This window comes from Chryseobacterium daecheongense, assembly GCA_027920525.1.
GTDB lineage: Bacteria > Bacteroidota > Bacteroidia > Flavobacteriales > Weeksellaceae > Chryseobacterium > Chryseobacterium proteolyticum.
The window spans coordinates 4,821,477-4,837,243 of record CP115858.1 but is presented as its reverse complement, the minus strand read 5'-3'; the positions used below and the strand labels follow the sequence as shown (position 1 = coordinate 4,837,243).

General features: G+C 36.6%; 15 protein-coding genes. 4 read left to right on the top strand and 11 right to left on the bottom strand.

What is annotated here, in order from left to right:
- Nucleotides 1-44 precede the first annotated feature (44 nt).
- Nucleotides 45-926, top strand: coding sequence for a LysR family transcriptional regulator (locus PFY10_21685; GenBank protein ID WBV56797.1), 882 nt, complete (start codon nt 45-47; stop codon nt 924-926).
- Between the two features lie 62 nt (nt 927-988).
- Nucleotides 989-1,945 carry a putative sulfate exporter family transporter gene (locus tag PFY10_21680; GenBank protein ID WBV56796.1) on the top strand — a complete coding sequence of 319 codons (957 nt, stop codon included), beginning with the start codon at nt 989-991 and terminating at the stop codon, nt 1,943-1,945.
- Nucleotides 1,946-2,028: 83 nt separating this feature from the next.
- Here PFY10_21680 and PFY10_21675 read toward each other — a convergent pair whose 3' ends face one another.
- The 8 genes from PFY10_21675 to PFY10_21640 all read right to left on the bottom strand — a co-directional run bounded on the left by PFY10_21675 (nt 2,029) and on the right by PFY10_21640 (nt 8,316).
- Nucleotides 2,029-2,223 (bottom strand): hypothetical protein, encoded by a 195-nt coding sequence (locus PFY10_21675; GenBank protein ID WBV56795.1) that lies wholly within the window; start codon nt 2,221-2,223, stop codon nt 2,029-2,031.
- A 168-nt stretch (nt 2,224-2,391) separates the two neighbouring features.
- The gene (locus PFY10_21670; protein WBV56794.1) at nt 2,392-3,636 is read right to left on the bottom strand and encodes an MFS transporter; all 1,245 of its coding nucleotides are present in this window, start codon (nt 3,634-3,636) and stop codon (nt 2,392-2,394) included.
- A 73-nt stretch (nt 3,637-3,709) separates the two neighbouring features.
- Nucleotides 3,710-5,278: a ribonuclease Y gene (gene rny / locus PFY10_21665; protein WBV56793.1), complete on the bottom strand. Its 1,569-nt coding sequence runs from the start codon at nt 5,276-5,278 to the stop codon at nt 3,710-3,712.
- Nucleotides 5,279-5,504: 226 nt separating this feature from the next.
- On the bottom strand, nt 5,505-5,792 hold the full coding sequence (locus tag PFY10_21660) for a cell division protein ZapA (GenBank protein WBV56792.1): 288 nt from the start codon (nt 5,790-5,792) through the stop codon (nt 5,505-5,507).
- Complete coding sequence (locus tag PFY10_21655) at nt 5,792-6,094, bottom strand: hypothetical protein (protein ID WBV56791.1); 303 nt, start codon at nt 6,092-6,094, stop codon at nt 5,792-5,794. Before PFY10_21655 ends, PFY10_21660 begins: the two co-directional genes overlap by 1 nt.
- Nucleotides 6,095-6,232: 138 nt before the next feature.
- The gene (locus PFY10_21650) at nt 6,233-7,015 is read right to left on the bottom strand and encodes a porin family protein (protein WBV56790.1); all 783 of its coding nucleotides are present in this window, start codon (nt 7,013-7,015) and stop codon (nt 6,233-6,235) included.
- A 3-nt stretch (nt 7,016-7,018) separates the two neighbouring features.
- Nucleotides 7,019-7,681: a bifunctional demethylmenaquinone methyltransferase/2-methoxy-6-polyprenyl-1,4-benzoquinol methylase UbiE gene (gene ubiE / locus PFY10_21645; GenBank protein WBV58973.1), complete on the bottom strand. Its 663-nt coding sequence runs from the start codon at nt 7,679-7,681 to the stop codon at nt 7,019-7,021.
- A gap of 65 nt (nt 7,682-7,746) precedes the next feature.
- A complete protein-coding gene (locus PFY10_21640) occupies nt 7,747-8,316 on the bottom strand; it encodes a hypothetical protein (protein ID WBV56789.1) in 570 nt (189 codons plus the stop codon).
- Nucleotides 8,317-8,416: 100 nt separating this feature from the next.
- Here PFY10_21640 and PFY10_21635 point away from each other — a divergent pair, with 100 nt between their 5' ends.
- On the top strand, nt 8,417-9,484 hold the full coding sequence (locus tag PFY10_21635) for a ketoacyl-ACP synthase III (protein WBV56788.1): 1,068 nt from the start codon (nt 8,417-8,419) through the stop codon (nt 9,482-9,484).
- Between the two features lie 67 nt (nt 9,485-9,551).
- Entirely contained in the window at nt 9,552-10,757 is a 1,206-nt protein-coding gene (locus PFY10_21630) for a metallophosphoesterase (GenBank protein ID WBV56787.1), read from the top strand.
- Nucleotides 10,758-10,851: 94 nt separating this feature from the next.
- Here the strand turns inward: PFY10_21630 and PFY10_21625 are convergent, their stop codons facing one another.
- The 3 genes from PFY10_21625 to PFY10_21615 form a co-directional block, all read right to left on the bottom strand.
- Nucleotides 10,852-11,604 (bottom strand): polysaccharide deacetylase family protein, encoded by a 753-nt coding sequence (locus PFY10_21625; GenBank protein ID WBV56786.1) that lies wholly within the window; start codon nt 11,602-11,604, stop codon nt 10,852-10,854.
- Between the two features lie 84 nt (nt 11,605-11,688).
- Nucleotides 11,689-12,654 carry an NAD-dependent epimerase/dehydratase family protein gene (locus PFY10_21620; protein ID WBV56785.1) on the bottom strand — a complete coding sequence of 322 codons (966 nt, stop codon included), beginning with the start codon at nt 12,652-12,654 and terminating at the stop codon, nt 11,689-11,691.
- A gap of 106 nt (nt 12,655-12,760) precedes the next feature.
- A complete protein-coding gene (locus tag PFY10_21615; protein ID WBV56784.1) occupies nt 12,761-15,607 on the bottom strand; it encodes a TonB-dependent receptor in 2,847 nt (948 codons plus the stop codon).
- Nucleotides 15,608-15,767: the final 160 nt, after the last annotated feature.

Genomic DNA, 15,767 nt, shown 5'->3' with positions numbered 1-15,767 from the left:
TACATACAATTTAACTAAGTTTGTGTCTTAATTGTTTTTACAACATGTTTGACTACAGACTTAAAGTTTTTCACACGGTTGCTTCAAGACTGAGCTTTACAAAAGCCTCTGAGGAGTTGAATATCTCTCAACCGGCGGTCACCAAACATATCAAGGAAGTAGAGAGCCAGCTTAACACCAGGCTGTTTAACAGGAAAGGTACATCTATCCAGCTTACTGGTAGTGGAGTCATACTTTACGAATATGCAGAAAAGATCCGCAATATGTACAGGGATCTGGAGTTTGAAATTTATCAGCTGAATTCTGAACACAGGGGCAAACTGATTATTGGCGCAAGTACTACTGTTGCACAATATATCCTTCCTGAGATCCTCGCAAAATTTCACTCGTATTACCGGGATATTAAGATTGAACTGCTTACTTACAATACAGAAGCTATATCAACATTATTAAAAGAGGGTAAAATTGACTTGGGAATCATTGAAGGCGAATCCCAATCTTCTTATTTTGATTATAAAATTTTTAAACCCGATGAAATTGTACTTGTTGCAAAATCCGACCACCCTCTTATGAACAAGACACTGCAATTGAAAGATTTATACAATACAGACCTGATCTTCCGGGAGCAAGGCTCGGGAACACAGGAGTTTATCCAGAGTCGATTAAAAGAGAAAGGCATTGACCTAGGAAATCTCAATATTGTTATGCAATTGGGAAGCAGCGAAAGTATAAAAAACTACCTCCTTCATTCCGAATGTCTGGCATTTCTTTCCGTGAGCACTGTCTTAAATGAGCTGAAAAATAATACTCTGACGATTATTGATATTAAAAATTTCAGTATTGAACGAAACTTCCATTATATCCTTCCGAAAGGAGAGCAATCTGCCCTTATTCAACTTTTCTTAAAATTTATAAATTATAACTAAAAGTTATCCGGTATAACAAAATACAATTTACATTGTAATAATTAATTGTAGAATTTTGAAGAATGAATTCAAGAATCTATAATATGAATCGTTTTATCCACAACGAAAAAACAAAGAAAATCATTTTCCTTACATTAGCAGTCATTACGCTTACACCGTGGATTTCATCTCCCATCGCTCTTGCTTTAGGATTTCTACTCGCTGTCCTTTTAGGAAATCCTTTTGAGAAATATCTCCATCGGTATATTCACTTACTGCTTCAGATATCCATTGTAGGGTTGGGTTTCGGATTAAAACTTAACGAAGCTTTACAGGCTGGTAAAACGGGTTTTATATTAACCGTTGTGAGCATTGCAACAGTAATGATCCTGGGGTATTTTTTAGGTAAAGTATGTAAGCTGGAAAAAAAATTGTCATATCTGGTTTCTGTTGGTACCGCTATCTGTGGAGGCAGTGCCATAGCGGCCACCTCTCCCATCATTAAACCCAGCACCAAACAGATTTCTCTTGCTCTTGCAATCATTTTTACTTTAAACTCCATTGCATTATTTGTTTACCCTGTTATTGGTCATGCATTACACCTTTCCCAGGAGCAATTCGGGTTATGGTGTGCGATCGGTATTCATGATACCAGTTCCGTTGTGGGAGCTGCAGGCAAGTTTGGGGATGAAGCATTAAAAACAGCCACTACTGTGAAGCTTGCCCGTGCTTTATGGATTATTCCGGTTTCTCTTATTACCATGTTGATCTTTAAAAATAAAGAATCGAAGATTAAAGTTCCGTGGTTTATCGGATATTTTGTTTTTGCAATCTTATTAAATACCTATATACCCTTGTTTGCTCATTTCAGCGAGATCATTACCGCAGTTTCAAAATCAGGATTAAACTTAACTTTATTCCTTATTGGATCCACCCTTTCTCTGCAAACCTTAAAAACAATTGGTTTTAGGCCACTGGCTATAGCGGTCATCCTATGGATTTCTATAAGTACGGGAGCTTTGTTGTATATTATCCATTAAAAAGACAAAAGCCCTTTGGATCCCCAAAAGGCTTTTGCGTATTAAATGTGGAAATGTTTATTTCTAACTGAAATAATTCGTAATTAAATTGCCGACTGGTCACAAGTATATACCTGTGGGCAAGCAATGTACTGAATGCAGTATTTAGGACCAGTTACAGAACCTGAACAGCTGCATCCGCATAGAGATAAATCAGGATTCACGTTTACACCCCCTACGATGTTTTTAAGTTCTCCTTTGTTTAATTTCTTAGCGTTTTTAAAAATGTTGTTTACCATGTGATTTGATTTTGAGATTGAACAATATAGTTTAATGATTTCAAATTTAAACAAATAATTAATATTCAAAGCATAGTTTACGAAAAAAATTCATAATTTATTTATATAAAAACAGTTATTAATTTTTTAAAGCAAAAAATACTTTTACAATTTATTAAACACCTGCTGTTATTCTGTAAATTCAAGGTCTTTGTTATGAGTTTCGGAAATCGTAATTGATGAATAAAATGCCAGTCCGAAAACGATTACTCCAACAATAGCGGCACTTATGATAACGGTAAAATTATGCTTAAGTAAGTCAAAAGCCAGAATCATTACAGGCACCAATCCCCTTACCATATTAGGAACAGTAGTCGTTGCCGTATTCCTAATATTGGTCCCGAACTGTTCGGCAGCCAGGGTAACGAACATGGCCCAATATCCTGTTCCCAGCCCTAGCCAGACACAGAAAATGTAATATTTGGTTTCGGTATTGGTATTACCGAAAAGCATAATTGCAACACCTACCAGCGTAAATGCCAGCATATAAAAAATAGCCATTTTCCTGGATTTTAAAAGATGCGAAATAAATCCACTCATCAAATCCCCGATAGATATTCCAACGTATCCCCACATAATAGCTTTTCCGGGATTGATCTCCTTAATACCCATTTCCGGAGCAAACTGATTGGCTAACACAGCAAGAATACCTATACAATACCAGGTTGGAAGTCCGACAGCTATACATTTCATATACCTGATGAAACGATCTTTATTGGTAAAAAAGGAAAGAAAATTGCCTTTTGAAACATTCGTCTGATGCTCAATATTCTTATAAATTCCCGATTCTGAAACGCTTATCCTTAAAAATAGCAGCATAATACCCAGAACACCTCCGATAATGTAAGAAATATTCCAGCTTCCGGCGAGTTCAACAGTTAGCTGAGCCACTACCGCACCCATTAATCCAAAACCTGCCACTACCGATGTCCCTATTGCCCGTAAACTTTTTGGGAGGCTTTCAGAAACAAGGGTTATTCCGGCTCCAAGCTCTCCGGCTAACCCAATACCTGCTATAAACCTTAAACCCGCATATTGGTACACCAAATGCTCTTTAGGAAAGTAAGGAAGGAATCCACAGGCTATGTTTGCGAGGGAATATACAAGAATAGAACCGAATAATACGGATAGCCGGCCTTTTTTATCTCCAAAAATACCCCAGAAAACCCCACCAATCAATAAGCCGGTCATCTGGCAATTCAAAATGAAGGTACCATCCACATCAGGATTGAGGCCTAAAGCTTTTAAACTGGGAATCCTTACAATACCGAATAAAAGAAGGTCATAAATATCTACGAAATAACCGAGAGCAGAAATAATTACCGGAATGGAGAAAATGTACTTCAGCTTTGAAGACATGGATAGTTCTTGCATTTTTAAATTTTGATAAAAATAAAAAACCTTTCAATTTCTTGAAAGGTTTTTACAGAATATCTTTGTTAAATTATTATCTCGCAATATTCACAGCTCTCGTCTCTCTGATTACTGTTACTTTTACCTGTCCGGGATATGTTAATTCGTTCTGGATCTTTTCAGAGATATCGTAAGACAACTGAGAAGCAATTTCGTCATTCACTTTTCCGCTTTCTACCATTACTCTCAACTCTCTACCTGCCTGAATCGCGTAAGCACTTGATACTCCATCAAAGCTTAATGCTGCCGATTCAAGATCTTTCAGTCTCTGAATATAAGACTCCAATACCTGACGTCTTGCCCCCGGTCTTGCTCCGGAAATAGCATCGGCAACCTGGATAATTGGAGACAACAGGGAAGTCATTTCAACTTCGTCGTGGTGAGCTCCAATAGCATTGATTACCTCAGGATTTTCTCCATATTTCTCAGCCCATTGCATACCTAACAATGCGTGAGGAAGTTCAGATTCCTGTTCAGGAACCTTACCGATATCATGTAAAAGACCTGCTCTTTTTGCCAGTTTCACATTTAATCCAAGTTCAGCAGCCATGGTTGCAGCAATATTGGCTACTTCTCTGGAGTGCTGTAATAAGTTTTGTCCGTAAGAAGAACGGTATTTCATTCTACCTACGATCTTAATCAATTCAGGGTGTAATCCGTGAATTCCTAAATCTATGATGGTTCTTTTACCAACCTCAATGATTTCTTCTTCGATTTGTTTTCTCGTTTTTTCAACAACTTCTTCAATTCTTGCAGGGTGGATTCTTCCATCTGTAACCAATCTGTGAAGTGATAATCTTGCAATCTCTCTTCTTACAGGGTCAAAACATGAAAGAAGAATAGCTTCCGGGGTATCATCTACGATAATCTCTACTCCTGTTACCGCTTCCAGTGCACGGATATTTCTACCCTCTCTACCAATAATTCTACCTTTTACTTCATCAGATTCGATATTGAAAACCGATACTGAGTTTTCGATAGCCTGCTCTGTCCCGATTCTTTGAATCGTTTGAATTACGATTTTTCTGGCTTCACTCTTGGCATTAAGCTGGGCTTCTTCCATGATGCTCTGAACATGCGCCTGAGCTCTGGTTTTAGCTTCTGCTTTCATGGATTCTACCAATTCAGCTTTTGCTTCTTCTGCCGTATAGTTAGATATCTTTTCAAGAATTTCAACTTTTTTAGAAGTCACAGAATCCAATTCCTGTTGTTTTCTTTCTAAAATTTCGTTCTTCTTTGCATAATCTGCAATCTGCTTATCCAGATCCTTTTCAAGCTTTCCGGTCTTACTAAGCTCATCATTCAGCTTATGTTCCTTATCTTTTGTTCTTTTCTCAATCTCCTGTATTTTCTTTTCACGGGCCTGGATATCGGCATCGTGCTGAGATTTTAATTCAAGGAATTTCTCTTTAGCTTGAAGGTTCTTTTCTTTTTTTATGGATTCGGCTTGTACGTTAGCTTTTTCTATAAGGTTTTCAGCATTTTTCTTTGCATCATCTATAATAAATTTTGCCTTGGCATTGAGTGAGCTCTTAGAGAAAAGAATCCCTATAACCGCACCAACTACCAAGCAAATAACGCCGACTATAATGGCTGTTGTCATATATATTGAGTTTTAATTGTCTTTAATCATTTAAATAAAAAAAGCCTACAATAATCCAGTGATATAGAGTAAACTCCTAATCAACACGATTTGAACTGATTTCCACTGTCTGTAATCCGGAGAACCGGCACGCCATTCGATGGACATTTGTTCGGTAATTGTTTAGCGTTGAGTTTACCTTTAATGTGTTAGAACTATTGTAGGCAGTTGTTTCAGGAAAAAAAATCTATTTCCCAATTTCATTCAACGTCTGATTAATCTTTACTAATCTTTCGTTGGTTGAATTTATGTTTTTTTCGTAGTTAAGTGATACTACTTCAGCATTGGTTCCTAATTTAAGGGCACACATGGCCAAAGCATCCTGTTTATCTCTTACATCGAAGTTTTGTTCAAAATCTTTAATCATACTTTCAATCTGCTTCCCTACTTTACGCAAAGTCTCTTCCTCTGCGGCCGGTACGTTCAGCGGATACACTCTTCCTGCAATGTTGATGGTTATTCTCCTTACCTCCATTATAATCCACTGTTTTGAAGCTGAGCAATACAGAAATCAATTTCCTTTACTAATCGATTGATATGGTTTTTCATTAATCTATTATGTTCGGGATTTCCTGATATTGCTGAATAAAGTTTTATCTTTTTTTGTTCTTCTGCTAATACCTGACTTTTTTTTCTTTCCTCATCATATTTCTTCTTCAATTCTTCATGCTCTGTATTCAATTCCGTAAATTTCTCAGTAAGATTCTGATAGTTTTTATGTAAATTCAAAATCTTTTTTTCCAGCTCTGAAAAATTATTCTCTAAATCTTGAAGCATTCCAGGTTTTATATATTCTAACTGTTAGCAAAAATATAAAAATATTGACATTAACAAAAATAAAAGTCTCTATATTTTGATATGATGAACAAAAAAGGAGATGCTTTCGCATCTCCTTTTTATATTTTAAGTCTTTTCTTATTCAAATTTCAATACAAACATGATGGCTCTTGTCTGTAAAGTAGACATTGCAGCTGCCCAGTAAGGAGGAGTGTTTGCGTTATCCGCAACAACTTCGTTGTTCATAATGAACGTACCTCTGATGGCCGGAGTCAGTTTAAACTTATTAAAGTAAAACTGGATTCCCATCTCCGCAGACCACGCAAAGTTATGTGTAGTGGATCTGAAAACCTGCTGAAGGTTATCATCAGTGGAAGTAGAGTTGGATTGAAGATTCACGATATAATTTACCCCTGCAGCGACATAGGGTCTGGAATTGTACCATCTCTGTCCGTGAAGCTCAAGCATGACCGGAATATCCACCAATGTTGATTTTACCTGTCTTACTTTATCTTTTTCCGTTAAAGGAAATGGAGTAAAAGGAGCGTTTGTTAAAGTACCAGCTGCATACTGGTCATTAGACTGCGTGTTGAAAGTAAGTTCCCTTTGAGCAAATTGCAAGCCTGGTTCTGCTCTTAAATCTAAATAGTCATTCAATCTCCATTTACCGATTAATCCGGCTCCGAAGCTTGTACTGCTCTTAGATGTAACAAGATTTTGATTCCCATTCATACCATATCTTGGGTTTAATACGATACGGTAGTCCAGTATATTGCCATTCAGATAAAAACCCCAACTGAAGACTTGTTGATCAAATTCCTCCAACTTATCCATTCTGTTTCGGGTTCTAAATTGCGCATCCGCAAAGATTGCAATATTTACTGAGGCTAACACCAGTGCTTTTAATAAAAATTTATTCATAGGTTACTTTGTTGCTTTATAAATTGTGGCTATACCTAAACTTAGTTTTTTATATTCTACTTTCTTAAATCCTGTATCTAAAAGAATTTGTCTCATCTTCTCCCCGTAAGGAAAAGCATTTACAGAATCCGGAAGGTATGTGTATGCCCTATTATCTTTAGAAACCAATTTCCCTATGGCAGGTAATATATTTTTAAAATAAAACATATAAAATGGCCCCAAGAACCCCTCAACCTTTGAAAACTCAAGTATAAAAACACTTTTGTTATCTTTTACTACTCTTCTTAACTCTGCTAAACCTTTTGTAAGGTTTTCAAAATTCCTCACTCCAAATGCAACGGAAACAGAGTCGAATCTATTGTCCTCGAAGGGTAAATTTTCTGCATCCCCCTTCTGCATGGAAATTTTGCCGTCTAATTTAAGTTTTTTTATTTTAATAACGCCAACATTTAACATTTGTTGCGATAAATCCAAACCAACTACTTTTGCATTGGTTCCTTTTTCAATTGTAATGGCCAGATCCCCCGTTCCTGTAGCCACATCCAGCACTTCCTGAGGGTTGTCATTTTTCATCCATTTGACCAATTTATTTCTCCATATGATATCAATCTTCATTGATAAAACACGGTTTAAAAGATCATACTTGGGTGCAATATTGTCGAACATATCCTCTACCTGGCTTTTTTTTGTAGCATCAGAATTGTAGGGAGTTACTTGGTTGATATCTTTTGTCAAAACTTGTAATATTCTTTATAGTAATTAAGGTAATCTTGCTTTCTGAAAATCTTTGAACGGGATTCTACTTTGTCAATATTTTTAATGATCTTATCATAATCCTCATCTACATTATAATAAAAATCATCAGTAAACAGTTTATTGAAATGCTTTGCCCCGCCCAGATATTCTTTTCCGTCTATTACGGTTTTATTAAGCTCCAAAAGTAATGAATCTTTTTTAAGATTGTATCCATAATATTGGCGGTTAATATAATAATCCTGGTGAGCGATGTTCAATAACCCGCGAATTTTATTTACTTCAAAGGCAGAATCGTAAAGTATTTTTTTATTCTGATCGAAAACTTTAATAGAATTTTTTCCTTTATTCAAATCAACCTTCACCGACTGTCCTGCTGAAATAATTCCTTCAGAACCGTTATTAATTCTATAGTAATAGGTATTGGGAGTGGGGTTGTCTACTAAGTAATAATTTTTCTTAGCTAAAAAAAGGAAATAAATCCCAAAGGCAATGATAAACGCCACAACAGCAATAAGTAAGCCTTTTAAGGATGGATTATTTTTCATAGACTGTAAAGTACAATTTTTGCAAATTTAATAATATTTTTAATTCTTTCTTATTAAGATTAATTATTAACTTTGCGTTTTTAAAAAATCATTTAAACGAATGCCGAATACGATCATTATTGGTTCTGGATCTTACCTTCCTAAAAGGATTATCGGGAGAGACTTTTTTCTAGGTTCAGAATTCTATACAGAAGACGGGGTAAAGATTGACAAGCCTACTGAAGAAACGATTGCCAAGTTTGTAGAAATTACAGAAATAGAAAACAGAAGATTCATTGACGAAGATCTTTCAAACTCACAAATAGGTTACGAAGCTGCAAAGCTAGCCATTGCAGATGCTAAAATTGACGGTGAAGAACTGGATTATATTATTTACGCCAGTAATTTTGGAGAAGTTACTGTAAACGGATACGCTGATTTCATGCCTACAATGGCTGCCAGAGTAAAGAATAAACTGGGTATTACGAACAGAAAATGTGTAACCTATGACATGCTTTTCGGATGTCCTGGATGGGTGGAAGCAATGATCTTAGCAGATAATCTGATCAAAGCCAAAGCAGCAAAAACTATTTTAGTAATCGGTGCGGAAACTTTAAGCCGTGTTACAGATCCACACGACCGAAACAGAATGATTTTTGCAGACGGAGCCGGAGCTGTAGTAGTAAGAGCTACAGATGAGGAAAATGTAGGAATTATTGCACACAATACAATTTGCGATAATGGAATTGAATTGAACTACCTTGCCAACGGACCTTCGATCAATAAAGACTCTGATCAAACCCGTTTATTTGTAAGAATGCAAGGCAGAAAGATCTATGAGTACGCATTAAAAAATGTTCCGACAGCCATCAAAGAAACTATTGATGACGCTGGGCTTTCTATTGAGGATATCGACAAAATATTAATCCACCAGGCTAATGCAAAAATGGATTATGCTATGATCGAAAGACTTCACAAGCTTTATGATGTAAAAGATTATGATCATACTATCTCTCCGATGACCATTCAGGAGTTTGGAAATTCGTCTGTAGCAACCATTCCTACCATGTATGATTTAATAATTAAAGGAAAAATGGCTGGTCATTCGTTTAAAGAAAAAGGTAACGTTGTTATGACTTCGGTAGGTGCCGGAATGAACATCAATGCTATCGTTTATAAATTTCCTTAAGAATAAATAATTTAAAAATATTAAAAGCACAAAGGGAAATTTTCTTTTGTGCTTTTTTAATCTGATTATGCAAAAAAATTTTTTAATTATTGCCGCCATATTTCTGTTTTTGGAAATATACATTTATCAGGCGATAAGGACATTGACGGATAATTCCTGGGTGAAAATCGGTTACTGTGTATTATCATTAGCCATTTACGGGCTTTTCGCCTATGAGCTTGCCCATTTTCAGAAAGCAGACCGGAGTTCTGTAAGAATTCAATGGATGATGTCCCTATTTCTCATTTTCATCCTTCCCAAAATTTTCATTGTTCTGTTTTTATTGATCGATGATATTTTCAGGACCGGTACCTATATCCTTGGATTCCGGAACCCTGCGGAAAACTTTTTCCCGGAAAGAAGAAAGTTTTTAAGCTTAATGGGACTCGGTCTGGGAGGTGTACTTTCGGCACTTTTTATTGATGGAATTACATTTGGTAAGTACAGGCATAAAGTGAGAAAGGTTAAAGTAAAAATTGCTAATCTTCCTAAAAACTTCAAAGGTTATAAGGTCATACAGATCTCCGATGTCCACAGCGGAAGTTTCGCCGATCCAAGTAAATTAGAGCACGCCATTGAGCTGATTAATGAGCAAAAACCTGATCTGGTCTTATTTACTGGAGACATGGTCAATAATGTTTCTGAAGAGTTCAAACCATTTATACCCTTATTTTCAAAAATAACAGCCAAGGATGGCAAATTTGCAGTACTGGGAAACCATGATTACGGTGATTATGTTACCTGGACTTCTCTGGATGCCAAGAAAAAGAACCTGGAAACGCTTATTGACTATGAAAAACAGGCCGGATTTGACATGCTGAGAAATGAACACAGAATCATCGAAAAAGATGGTGAAAAGCTTTATATTCTGGGTGTAGAAAACTGGGGGCTTAAACCGTTCCCTCAATTCGGAGATCTTGATAGGGCGATTGCAGGAGTACCGGAATCAGCCGCAAAAATATTAATGAGCCACGACCCTACTCACTTTGATTCCATTGTAAAACAACACCCCGGAAATGTCCAGTTGACGTTATCAGGCCATACCCACGGAATGCAGTTCGGTCTTGATCTTAAAAACATCAAATGGTCACCGGTACAATACCGTTATCCAAAATGGGCGGATATCTATGAGAGCGAAGGTAAATTCCTGTATGTAAACAGAGGGTTTGGAGTGCTTGGATATCCAGGGAGGGTTGGAGTTTTACCTGAAATCACACTTTTTGAGTTGAGCTAGAAGTTAGAAGTTAGAAGACAAATTAGATCTTAGGTATCATTTCAATAAACTACTTAAGACATTTTCAATTCGTCCGTTACTGTAAACTTTCTTATTAAAAAATATAATCTTTCATGCGGGAAGTAGCCATTTCTTTCTCGTTGATCCAGGTAAGGAGGGCATTTAATTTGTCCTCCATTTTTTTTCCTGATGAAAAGCTTCTGTAAAAGGGAATATCAAAGGGATATGTCTTAAAATCCGTAAACTGCCAGGAGTTAAGATAGATCAAAACAAATTCATCATTCTTTAATGTTTCAAAAACCATATTCTGGTAATATTTCATGGGCAATATCTGAAATACAAAATCATTATAGGGTAATTGACTGTACGGCGAAATACTTTCCGGAATAATACTTAACCCATCTTCTTCTGTAATCTCAGTATCTCTTTTCAGCCTTTTGAACGGAAAAAGAATATTGGCATTATCGATATTGGAAACATAATTAAACTCAAGTAATTTCAAATTCTCCTGCGGAAGTTTTACGTCTTTCTGGCGAATTCCCCGTATCTGTTTTCCAAAACATTCTTCTATATTTTTCTTAACTGCTTCGATTTCCTGAAGGGAAGAATTTTTATTATAAAAAGCAATTTCATGCCCACGGGTTGAAATTGCTTTTATAAGATGATGAAGTTTTTCAACGATGGAGACCTCAATAAAAAATGTGGCTTTCGTATCGTGAATATCCAAAATTCTGAGAATAGCTTTTGTATTATCAACTGTTATTTTTAACCGGTCATCGCCTGTAATCTGAGCATTAGTTTTAGTCTTTGCTTCAATATCAAGGATGTTAAAAGTTAATAATACCATTTAAACTTAATTTTATATAAATTTTATAATACATTAAAAATGAGACGTTAAAAACATTTTTAATTAAAGCTATACTTTAAGTAACTAATTTTTACCTAATTTTACTTTAAGATTCTTGATCATGTCTTTTGTCATTTCAGAAATTCCAAAATCATACGTCAGTCCCCAATCTTTTTTGGCGATTGAATCATCAATTGAAGCTGGCCATGAATCTGCAATTTCTTGTCTGAAATCAGGTTTATAATCGATCTCAAAATCCGGAATTTCTTTCTTGATTTCTTCTGCCAATTCTTTTGGAGTAAATGACATTCCACCTAAATTATAAGAAGAACGAACCGTTAAACTTTCTTTTGGAGCCTCCATTAATTTCAATGTCGCATTGATAGCATCATCCATATACAACATAGGCATCCCTGTATTTTCAGAAATAAAACTCGTGTACTTCCCCTCCTCTATCGCTTCGTAAAAAATCTCTACCGCATAATCCGTAGTTCCTCCCCCTGCCGGAGTCTTCCATGAAATTAACCCCGGATAACGGATACTTCTTACATCCACTCCGTGTTTGTCAAAGTAATACTCACACCATTTTTCACCTGCCATTTTAGAAATACCATAAACGGTAGTAGGATTCAGGACTACATCCTGCTCAACATTTTCTTTTGGAATTCCTTTTCCGAATACTGCAATTGAACTTGGCCAAAAGATCTTTTTAAGCAATCCTTCTCTTGCCATTTCACAAAAATGAAGGAGAGGCTCCAGGTTTAGCTTCCATGCAAAAATAGGCTGCTTTTCTGAGGTTCCGGACAATAAAGAAGCTAAGTGATAGACAGTCGTGATATCATAATCTTTAATGATTTGTCTCACAAGCTGGGTGTTGGTAACATCCATTCTCTCATAATAGCCGGCTGATGTAATTCCCTTCTGCCATCTGTCGAGGCCTGAGGCTACAACATTTTCCGCTCCGTGGATCTCAACAAGTCTGTTGGTAAGTTCAGTTCCGATTTGCCCTAAAGCACCGGTAATCAGTATTTTTTCCGTATAGGATTCCATTTTTATTTCTTTTAGGTTTTGAATTTTACAAAAGTAAAAAAATCATGCTTATCATAATAAAAAAAGGTGCGTAAAAACACACCTTCAGAACATTGTCAGAAGTTCTCTAAAAACTAAAATTCAGCCTTGTAAAAAGAAATCTTCCATTCATCCCAAACTGCGAGACATTTCTGGAATATACAAACTGATTTTGATTAGAGAGATCAATTGTAGCGGGTGTATAAACAATATTTCCTGCAGTATCCACAGATGGCCTCTGCACCGGCGTTGGCCCATAATTTTTATCCGGATAGATATCGAACAGGTTATTGGCACCAATCGTCAGGATAAAGCTCTTATTGAATTTAAAACCAACGGAAAGATCGGTTATTACCTTAGCACCCCAAACCGGATGTTCATTTTCAACAACACTGCCATTGATTATTTCATAGCCAATTTTACCATCTCCATTAACATCCATTGTATTAGGATCGGTCACCTTTCCAAAATATACATTTCTTAGTAAAACATTAAATCTACCAATCTCCAGGCCGTTATTAAGAGATGCTTTAAACCTCGGAACGGCTTCTTCTACATAAATGCGACTGGTCTCGGAATAATAACGATTGATCTGCCCTGCATTAATTAAAACATCAGAGCCGTGGATATTCCCTACCCTATTTGTTTTGGAAATAGTGACAGCCAGATCGGAATTTAATGAAATGTTTGATGAGAATTTAGCACGGTGGGAAATAACACCCTCCAATCCTTTTGTCTGAGTATCAATAGCATTGGCGAAAAAAGTTGCCGCATTGGCATTAGCCTTATCAAACTCCCTTTGAAGGTTAAACAAAGGACTTCCGCCTGGATACGTCCCGCTTGGCCTCAAAAACTGGTCCGTTAAAACAACTCTGTTTTTAATTTTAATATAATATCCATCCACCGTAAATGTAAGGTTCGCATTAGGTATTTTAGCAGTAAAGCCGGCGGAATAGCTTACAGATTCCTCCTGTTTCAATTGTGGAATTCCTAAATTTTTTGCTATTTCAGAATCATTAGAGAATGTACCAACTTCATACGCTATACCACCCACAAATTGTGTAGATGTTGCGTTATAATAAATCTGCTGCAAAGAAGGTGCACGAAATCCAGTAGAATGTGCTGCCCTGACGTTAATCTGATCTGTAAGCTTATATCTTGTAGCAATTTTATAATTAAATGTGGATCCAAAGTCAGAATAATTCTCATATCTCACGGCACCGCTTATCAGCCATTTATCCGTAACATCAAGTTCAGTGTCTATATATCCGGCTACAGAGCTCCTTCCTTTATTTAGACTATTCGCTGGTCTGAATCCCGGAAATACCTGAGCTCCACCTGGTCTCACCGCACCAAAAAAATCAGTCGGTTTAAGATTAGCAGGTGTTGAAACATCCTGAATATTACCATTAATATCGTAGAGTGCCCAGGAATCCTGTTCTCCACTTTGAATTTTATACCTCTCAAATCTGGCCTCTCCCCCAAATGCAATATTAAACCCCTGAAGCCAGTCAACTTTTGTGTCAAAATCCGCATTAACGGTATTCTGTGAAAAATTGAGTCCTCCAGCTTTAAATTCTGTTTTACTCGGATAAAGCATAGAAGCATTCGCCGTATTTTTAATGGTATAATCGAAAGTATTCCGACCGTATGTGTTGCTTATATCATAATTAATATTCCCTATTTTACCTTTAAAACCTGTTGCCAGGGAAAGATCTATAACATCAGAAGCGATTTCAGGCAGGAAACCATTGGGATAAATAGAAGTAGAAGCCCTACTCTCATAAGGCCTGCGGAAAAAACCTCCCGCATTGCCACTTCTATAGGAAATCCCCCCAAAAGCATATCCTTTTACGGAAGAAGCAAGATCAAATTCAGAATTCATGAAAAACTGCCCCGATGTCAACCTGGACTGTCCTACTCTCATATTAAAATCGTTTCTCGCAAGCCCTCTGTATGCCATTTCATTTTCTGAAACATCAGTTTTTAAAAGTGTTTGAAGCTGAGAAATACTATTGGCATTCTGAATCTCAGTTTGAAAAGCGGGACTAAAATAATTTACATTTTGAGCATATTGATGAATATAATCAATAATCTGTTGGGAATTGGGAGTGTTCCCGATATTTCCGAAAAGGGAGGAAATATTGACACCGTTCTCCAGCGCCCTTTGTTCGATAGCATTATAGGCATTAAAAATCTGCCCGGTAGCAGCATTGGCTCTTCGTGTCTCTTCCCGCTTCATTAAACTTGCCGTAAAATTGATGAATCCATTCTTTCCTATAGCTGTACCATAATTAAGGTCTAATTGATATTTACCTCCATCCCAGCCTCCGCTGTGGTCATTGGATCCTTTGGAATTAAATCCCCCTGCTGTAATTGCCGAAGTAAATGCATTGGTATTCTTCTTCATGATAACATTAATCACCCCCGCAATAGCATCGGAACCATATTGTGCAGAAGCTCCATCTCTCAAGACTTCCAGACGTTCTATAGCAAATGCAGGCAATGCATTCAGATCGGTTCCCACAGAACCTCTTCCGGGAGAACCATTTACATTAACCAGCGAAGAGGTATGTCTTCTTTTACCATTAAGCAAAACCAATACCTGGTCGGGACCCAACCCTCTCAACTGAGCCGGATCAATATGATCCGTACCGTCTGCAACTGTGGTTGAATTTGAGGTAAACGAAGGAGCTGCATAATTCAGAATCTGGTTGAGATCCATCTGCGGAGTGATAACAGACTGTGAACTGATATTGATAACATCCACAGGTACAGGCGTATCCGTTGCTACTCTTGCTTTGTTTCTGGACCCTAAGGTAATTTTGATTTCTTCTATATTCTTTGTTTTTGTAGAATCGGTTTGCGCATGGGCATAAACGGAAACAAAAAATAATGCAGCAAGAGAAGCTGCCTTCTGGTAATTTTTAATCATACGGTTGTTTTTTTTCCAAAAGTAATGAATTATCTTTTAAAAACAATTTAAACGCAAACAAAAACCAATTTTATTAAATTATAATTATTTAAAACGAGTAAAAATTATACAAAATAAACATCATCTGTCGTTTTAATAAAAATAACATAATACGCAATTA

What these genes read in the sequence shown, in the direction of transcription:
- PFY10_21615 (WBV56784.1), bottom strand. Translation starts at nt 15,607, where the DNA reads ATGATTAAAAATTACCAGAAGGCAGCTTCTCTTGCTGCATTATTTTTT.
- PFY10_21685 (WBV56797.1), top strand. Translation starts at nt 45, where the DNA reads ATGTTTGACTACAGACTTAAAGTTTTTCACACGGTTGCTTCAAGACTG.
- PFY10_21630 (WBV56787.1), top strand. Translation starts at nt 9,552, where the DNA reads ATGCAAAAAAATTTTTTAATTATTGCCGCCATATTTCTGTTTTTGGAA.
- PFY10_21640 (WBV56789.1), bottom strand. Translation starts at nt 8,316, where the DNA reads ATGAAAAATAATCCATCCTTAAAAGGCTTACTTATTGCTGTTGTGGCG.
- PFY10_21675 (WBV56795.1), bottom strand. Translation starts at nt 2,223, where the DNA reads ATGGTAAACAACATTTTTAAAAACGCTAAGAAATTAAACAAAGGAGAA.
- PFY10_21670 (WBV56794.1), bottom strand. Translation starts at nt 3,636, where the DNA reads ATGCAAGAACTATCCATGTCTTCAAAGCTGAAGTACATTTTCTCCATT.
- rny (WBV56793.1), bottom strand. Translation starts at nt 5,278, where the DNA reads ATGACAACAGCCATTATAGTCGGCGTTATTTGCTTGGTAGTTGGTGCG.
- ubiE (WBV58973.1), bottom strand. Translation starts at nt 7,681, where the DNA reads ATGTTCGACAATATTGCACCCAAGTATGATCTTTTAAACCGTGTTTTA.
- PFY10_21650 (WBV56790.1), bottom strand. Translation starts at nt 7,015, where the DNA reads ATGAATAAATTTTTATTAAAAGCACTGGTGTTAGCCTCAGTAAATATT.
- PFY10_21620 (WBV56785.1), bottom strand. Translation starts at nt 12,654, where the DNA reads ATGGAATCCTATACGGAAAAAATACTGATTACCGGTGCTTTAGGGCAA.
- PFY10_21655 (WBV56791.1), bottom strand. Translation starts at nt 6,094, where the DNA reads ATGCTTCAAGATTTAGAGAATAATTTTTCAGAGCTGGAAAAAAAGATT.
- PFY10_21680 (WBV56796.1), top strand. Translation starts at nt 989, where the DNA reads ATGAATTCAAGAATCTATAATATGAATCGTTTTATCCACAACGAAAAA.
- PFY10_21635 (WBV56788.1), top strand. Translation starts at nt 8,417, where the DNA reads ATGCCGAATACGATCATTATTGGTTCTGGATCTTACCTTCCTAAAAGG.
- PFY10_21660 (WBV56792.1), bottom strand. Translation starts at nt 5,792, where the DNA reads ATGGAGGTAAGGAGAATAACCATCAACATTGCAGGAAGAGTGTATCCG.
- PFY10_21625 (WBV56786.1), bottom strand. Translation starts at nt 11,604, where the DNA reads ATGGTATTATTAACTTTTAACATCCTTGATATTGAAGCAAAGACTAAA.